Origin of the sequence: Pseudomonas sp. B329, from assembly GCF_023127835.1 — a bacterium.
Lineage (GTDB): Bacteria > Pseudomonadota > Gammaproteobacteria > Pseudomonadales > Pseudomonadaceae > Aquipseudomonas > Aquipseudomonas synxantha_A.
Window position 1 is genome coordinate 25,984 of record NZ_SPKP01000064.1, and the last position, 7,047, is coordinate 33,030.

Annotated in this window: 4 protein-coding genes; all 4 read right to left on the reverse strand. The window is 57.5% G+C overall.

Going from position 1 to position 7,047, the window contains the following annotated elements; all coding sequences use genetic code 11:
- Positions 1-957: EAL domain-containing response regulator (locus tag E4P00_RS27715; protein ID WP_248133405.1), on the reverse strand; the 957-nt coding region annotated here is incomplete at its 3' end.
- A gap of 350 nt (positions 958-1,307) precedes the next feature.
- The gene (locus E4P00_RS27720; RefSeq protein ID WP_248133406.1) at positions 1,308-4,946 is read right to left on the reverse strand and encodes a transporter substrate-binding domain-containing protein; all 3,639 of its coding nucleotides are present in this window, start codon (positions 4,944-4,946) and stop codon (positions 1,308-1,310) included.
- Positions 4,947-5,573, reverse strand: coding sequence for a response regulator transcription factor (locus E4P00_RS27725; RefSeq protein ID WP_065944100.1), 627 nt, complete (start codon positions 5,571-5,573; stop codon positions 4,947-4,949). It lies immediately after the preceding gene.
- Positions 5,574-5,706: 133 nt separating this feature from the next.
- The gene (locus E4P00_RS27730) at positions 5,707-6,876 is read right to left on the reverse strand and encodes an EAL domain-containing response regulator (RefSeq protein WP_248133407.1); all 1,170 of its coding nucleotides are present in this window, start codon (positions 6,874-6,876) and stop codon (positions 5,707-5,709) included.
- Positions 6,877-7,047: the final 171 nt, after the last annotated feature.

The window sequence follows — 7,047 nt, forward strand, 5'->3', positions numbered from 1 at the left end:
AAGCTTGATCTCGTTGAAAGGCAACTGGCACAAGCGCTGCAGGGAGGAAAACCCCACACCAAAATCATCGATGGATAACCGGCACCCCATCATGCGCAACCGCACGAGGCTTTCCAGGCAGGTGGCCGAGGCTTCGAGCAAACCGCTTTCAGTCAATTCAAATGTCAGACTGGAAGCCGGTAGCCCGAAGCTGCACAAGATGCCGCGGATGATGGAAACCAGCTCGGGATTGGAGAGCTGTACCGGCTCCAGGTTGAACGCGATATTCAACACGTGCCCGCGACTCGAAGCCTCGCGGGCCAACGCGAGGCCCTGCCTGATCTGACCGAACAGTAACTCATTGAGCAACCCGCAACTTTCAATGGCAGGCATGAACACCGCCGGAGAAACCACCCCTTTGGTCGGGTGGTTCCATCGTGTCAGCGCCTCGACGCCAATCACATCACCATTGAGCAAATTGACCTTGGGCTGGAAGTACGTTTCCATTTGCTTTTGATGCATGGCCGAGCGAACTTCGCCGGCTTGCGCCAGCTCCAGGGGCTTGAGGCTCATCGGCGCGATCCTGGGATCGCTCAAGTGTTTATGCAACAGCTCGTTCAAGGCTTCAGCGTGCAGCGGCTTGCCGAGGTCGCCCAATAGCGGCAGCCCCAGCAGCGTCACCAATTGCCGAGCGGCCTGGCGTACGTCTCCCGAGAGGGAACTGCTGAGAATCACCGCGCCCACCAGGCCAACGCGAGCCACGCGTTGCAGGAACTCCAGGCCATCCATGCCTTCCATGCGCAGGTCACACACCACAATGTCCACCGGACCGACCCGTTGCAGGGTCTCCAGGGCCTGGGTGCCGTTGGAAGCACTGAACACATCCTGACAGCCAAGCTTCTTCAGCAGGTTGACGGCGACGGTTTGCTGGAACAGATGGTCCTCCAGCACCAGCACTCGCAGGGGCAACACTTGCATCACTGATTCTCCACAATTGGGTTGCAGCACGAACGCCCGATACGCCCTGATTGCTGGTGGTAGCCGATGCCCACTCAAACAAGGTTGATGGACCTCAACGCCCGCTCCCCAAGAGGGAGCAGGTGTATTCAGGTCATCCATGACGCAAATTCATTAACGTTGCGGGTGCGTTGCTTCGGCAACGTCAATGAAAGATGGGGTCGCTCCCTAGCGGATTCGGTATACGAGAGGTCATCTCTGTTCTTTGAGCCGAAATTATCCTGGGATTTTCCTGACCGAAATGTAGGAAATTTCCCGGAGAGCAATTTAGGTCAGAGACCTTACTGTCCTGTCTCCGCGCCCAAAATCAGTCAGTCGACGGATTGGGCGATCCGTTGCGTCAACACCTGCGTCAGCGCGTCCATCGTTTGGTGCAGTGCATCCACTGATTGGGTCAAACGTGCGGCATCGTGCCCGTCGCAATCTATCTGCAACTGCTCGCAACAGTGAATCAAGCGCTTTGCCTTGACGATGCGCGCGCCACCCTTGACCCGATGGGCCAGGTCGGCCAGCCCGGTCAGGTCGTTCTGGCTGAAGAGTTTGAGCAGCCGTACTTGATCCTCCTCGTTACTGCTGAGCAGGTCCTGCAACAAGCTGCGGATTGACGCCTGATCCCCGTAGGTCAGTTGCTCAAGGCTGACCAGGTCGATCTCGTCGTCCAAGTGCGTCACATCATCGTTATCGGGCATTGGTTCAAACGACGACTCAACCCCCGACAGGCGTGCGGCCAAATCCTTCATGCTGATGGGTTTGAACAGGCAATCATCCATGCCCGCAGCGAGACAGCGTTCGATCTCGTCGGATTGCGCATTGGCGGTGAAGCCAAGAATCAGACACGGCGGCTTGCCCGAAGCCGCTTCATCGTCACGGATCGCCTTGGCCAGTTCATAACCATTCATCACTGGCATGTTGCAGTCGGTGATCACCACATCAAAGGAATGGCTGCGCCAGGTGCGCAAGCCATGGGCGCCGTCCTGCTCGTCTTTGACGCTGTGCCCCAGATAGCTCAGTTGTTGCAACAGCAACAAGCGGTTGGCGGGGTAGTCATCAACCACCAGAATGTTCAACTCACTGGCAGGCAACAGCTCGGTTGGCTCAGGCTGGCTGCGGGGCAATGGGGCCAGGATGGGCAACGTCAACCCTACCTCAATCTGCGTACCCAGGCCCGGCACACTGCTCAGCTTCAATTCACCCTCCATCATCGTGCACAACGTTCGGCTGATGGACAGCCCCAGGCCCGATCCGCCGACCGTCAACTGACTGTGGCTGCCGACCTGGGTGAAGGGTGCAAACAGTTTCAACTGGTCTTCGGCGCTGATGCCGATGCCGGTATCGCGTACGCGCAACTGAATACTCATCTGCTGATTTTCTTCGTCGAGTGTCGCCTTGACGCTGACCAGCACCTCGCCTTTTTCGGTAAATTTGATTGCATTGCTCAGCAGGTTTGCCAGCACCTGCTTGAACCGCATCGGGTCGATCAACACATCACGGTTGGCGAGCTCATCGAACTCCAGAATCAGCGGCAGTTGCTTTAGCCGAGCGCTGGCGCCCTGCACCCGCACCACCTCCTCCACCATTTCCTTGAGGGCAGCCCTCTGAGGGGTCAAGGTCAAACGCCCGGATTCGATGCGCGCCACATCCAGAATGTCGCCAATCAGCTCCAGCAACGCACGTGCGGCGCTGGAGGCCACTTCAATGGCAAACCGGTCGAGAATGCCTTGATCAGCCTTTTTCATCGCCAATTCCAGCATCCCGACCACCGCGTTTATCGGCGTGCGCAGTTCATGGCTCATCGTTGCCAGGAACGTGGTCTTCGCCCGGTTGGCGCCATCGGCCTCGTGCTTGGCCTCTTTGAGCTGGCTGAGCAAGCGTGCGCGCTCACTGATATCGATCCACCCGGCAATGATGCCTTTGACTTCACCGCTGCTATCGCGAAACGGCAGGATCCAGTGATAGGCATCAATCGTCTGCCCGTCGGCCAGCAACAACTGACGGTCCTGAATCTGCTCCTGGCCGGCCTCCATCACCTCGCGGTATTGTTGCTCGAACGCATGGGCGTCAGATGGCGCAATGCCCACGGCCCCTGCGAGCGCAGTACCCATCGCTTGTTCTTCGGTACGTCCAACCGCCTCCAGGTAGCGGGTATTGCACAGCAGCATTCGGGCTTGCCGGTCTCGAACGTAGATGGGGTGCGGCAAGCCGTCAATCAGGACGTGCAGGAAGTCCATCTGCTCCTTCAATGCTTGTTCGGCAGCGGCACGTCGCTGAATCAGGCGGCGCAGATAGATGATCCAGCCCGCCGCAGCGAGCAACAGGCCTATCGCCACTGCCAGCCACTTGAGAAAAGCCCGCCGGCTGGCCTGGGTACCGCGATTGTCCAGCATGACTTCGCCACGCCAGCGATCGGACAGGTCGTCGAGCTCTTCGCGGGAAAAACTGCGCAGGGTTTTATCGAGGATCGAGTAGAGCTCCAAAGACCTGCGATCAGTCGCCAATCTCAACTGGGCTGGAGGCTCTCCCATCGTACGCGTGATGCGCAGGCGGTCACGGTAGAACGTAGAGATCATATAGCGCGAGCCCAGCAGGATACTGATAGCGGCATCCGCCTTGTTCTGGGCAACCAGCGCCATCATGTCGGCACGGCTCCCCGCCTCCATCAATGTAATATCCGGGTAATGCCTGGGCACATAGGTGACCCAATAGCTGCCAGGATTGACGACCAGACGCTTGCCCGTCATGTCGTCCAGGCTTCGGGGCTGGCCATCGCCCACGCGGGTGACCAACACGTCGGGGTTGGACATGAAAGGCCGGGTATATCGCAGCTCACCCATTCGCTCATCATGCCTGAACGTGGGCGCCAGATCTGCCTGCCCCCCCACCAACAGATCAGCCTGCTCATCAACGGAGCGCGCGCGGATCACTTCAAACTGTATATGGGTTCGCTGGCTGATTTTCTCCAGCAAGTCGGCGTTGAGGCCCCGGAGCAGGTCATTTTGATCAAAAAAAGTAAACGGCGGGTTGCCATCGATCACCGCCACCCGCAGTTTAGGATGCTCTGCCAGCCATTGCTCCTCTTGCGGACTGAGGCCAAGCTCAAGGCCCTCTCCGGCGGTGGCCCGCAACCTCCAGCGCCGCGCAATCGACTGCTTCTCGGCAGCGGGAATCGCGTTCAGCGCCTGGTTGACCACATGCAACAACTGCTTGTTGTCGGCATTCAAGACAAAACCGATACCGCTGACCTTTTTATCGGCTGAGGGCCTCAGGTGCATATCGGTGTAGAAGTTTTGCCCAATCAGATAGCTGGATGTGATCCCCGCGCCCACGAATGCATCCGCCTGACCGAAGGCCACCGCACTGATGCCCTCCAGCGCCGTGGGGTACAGTTCGATTGTTGCTTTTGGGTAAAGCGCCTGGATAACGGAGGGCTCAACGTAGTATTTGGACATCGCCAGCCGCTTGCCTGCAAGATCTTGCTGCACGTCGCTGTCCGAACCGCGGCTGGTTGCCAGCACCATCTGATCCAGAAGGTAGGGACGCGACATGACCAGCCCTGCTTGCGCCACTTCATATTCCCGTGCGGAGCCCAGCAGATCCAACTCCCCGGTCTTGAGTGCCTGCAAGGCCAGATCCTTGTTGTCATAACGCCGGATCTGGACATCAACGCCTAACACAGCAGCCAGCAGCCCGACGTAATCAGCCGTCACCCCCTCAAAATCGGCAGGGTCGGACGACACCACCAAGGGTGCCGGATCGCTGCGTGCTGTGCCGACCACCAGGACCTTTTTATTGCGTAGCCACCGCCAGTCATGGTTCTGCAGTTCAACATCAAAATCAGCCGCAGGCTCGCGCCCCAGCAGGGTCAGCGACTCAAAGGCCCGCTCGGCGGCATGGGACTGGCCGAGTACTCCCAAACAAAGGAAAAAAATGAAGTAACCCGACAGGCGCCTCATTCAGATCAGGTGATGACGTTTGGCAAAGTCGGCCAGATAGACCACCGACTTGACCTTGAGCTTTTCAATCAGCCGGGTTTTATAGGTGCTGATCGTCTTGTTGCTCAACAACATAGCGTCACCGATCTCCTTGTTACTGTAACCACGGGCAAGCTGCTGCAGAATGGCCAGTTCGCGATTGGACAACTGCTGAATCAGCTCATGCTCGGGTGTCTGGTTATCGACCGGGCGCACCGAGCTGTTGGAGAGCACCGGAAAATAACTGAAGCCCTCGCGAATCACTTTGACTGCACGCATGAGTTCCTCAAGATCATCGCTTTTGGAGACATAACCGGACGCGCCGATGGTCATGCAGCGATGGGCATAAAAGGTCGCGTCCAGCGAGGTCAGCACGAGGATTCTGATCGGCAGGTCCAAGGCGCAAATGCGACTGATGACCTCCAGGCCGTCGAGCAGCGGCATCGAAATATCCAGCACGATCAAGTCCGGCACATGCTTGCGAGCCAGGTAAACCGCCTCGACACCATTCTCGGCTTCGGCCACCACTTCCACCTGCCCTGCCTTGAGGAGCATTTTTACAGACGAGCGAATAAACGGATGGTCGTCGACGATTAATGCTTTCAACATACAAACCTCTTTTTCATCAGCATAAGGAGCAGCATCTGCGAGACCGGCACGTCAAACTATTAAGGTAGCTCAGTTTCACGTCGACAAAACACAGGCCTGAAATATTTTAATGGCCTGACTGCGCCAGCAAGCCCTACCGGTTTTGGTAGCGCTCCAACCAAGCGCAAAAGTCAGCACCGGGCATGGGCACCGCCAAGTGAAAACCCTGGCCAAAATGGCAGCCCAGGTCAACCAGTGTATCGAGTGCCGATTGGCTGCCAACCCCCTCGATAATCAGGTCCATCTGCAATGCCCGGGTCAACGCGAGACTGCTGGCAACCACGGCCCGGTTACCCGGGTTGGCAAGGTCCTGAACGAACACGCCGTCGAGCTTGATCTGGTTGAAGGGCAGCTGCGCCAGCAACCGTAGTGAGGAAAAACCCAGGCCAAAGTCATCGATCGACAACCCACACCCCGCCTCGCGCAAGCGCAGAAGGTTTGCCAATGCCGATGCCGGCAGGTCCAGCAGGCTGCTTTCAGCGACTTCGAATGTCAGGCCCGAACCTGGCAGGTCATACCCTTGCAAGCATTGAATAATGTAGTCAACCAAGTCATTTCGAACCAGTTGGGAGGCTGTCAGGTTGAACGCCATTCCCAGGTCAATACCTTGCGCGCGCAACTGCAGCAGCAATGCAATACCCTGGTCGAGCAGTTGCTTGAGCATCTCGTCAATCAAGTCATAGGCCAGTACGGCGCCTAACAGATCACGGGGCAGCAACATCCCCCGTGTGGGGTGACGCCAGCGCACCAGCGCTTCAACGCCAAACAGCCGACGCTCGACAAGATCGAATTTGGGTTGGTACCAGGCCTCGAATGCACCCACCGCCAAACCGTGTCGCACCTGGTCTTCAGGGATCAGTTCAGGTACCGACAGGTCGGGCGTCGTCAAGACATGGTGGCGCAGCTTGAAATTTTCCAATAACCGCTGCAAATCCTGCATATCCAGCGGCTTGTCCAGAATGCCCAACAACTTCAGGCCCGACAGCGTCTTCATCTGCTTCACGGTGCGATAAAGATCAGCCTGCAACTCGCTGTAGGCCACCAACGTCTGGACGTTTCCCAACTCGCCGGCCACTTTCAGGAACGCAGAGTGGTTGATCGAACCGTCTGCCAGGTCGAAAAAAACGATATCGACCCTGGGCAGCTGTTTCAGCAGGTCAATAGCCTGCTCGGCATCGCTGGTCGATAGCACATTGCCTACCCCCAGATTGCCAAGGGCCTTGACCAGCACGGCACGCTGGAACGCATGATGTTCAATGACCACAACACAATCAGGAAACATATTCTTCAACCGATTCGACTTTAAAGGAGAGGTTTGAATAGCCACGCCAGGCTCAGCGTTCCCGCATGGCCTCCTGGGCCTTGTTGAACGGCTTGATCAGATAGTCCAGCACGGTCTTGGAGCCGGTCTTGATGTCCACCGTTGCGATCATCC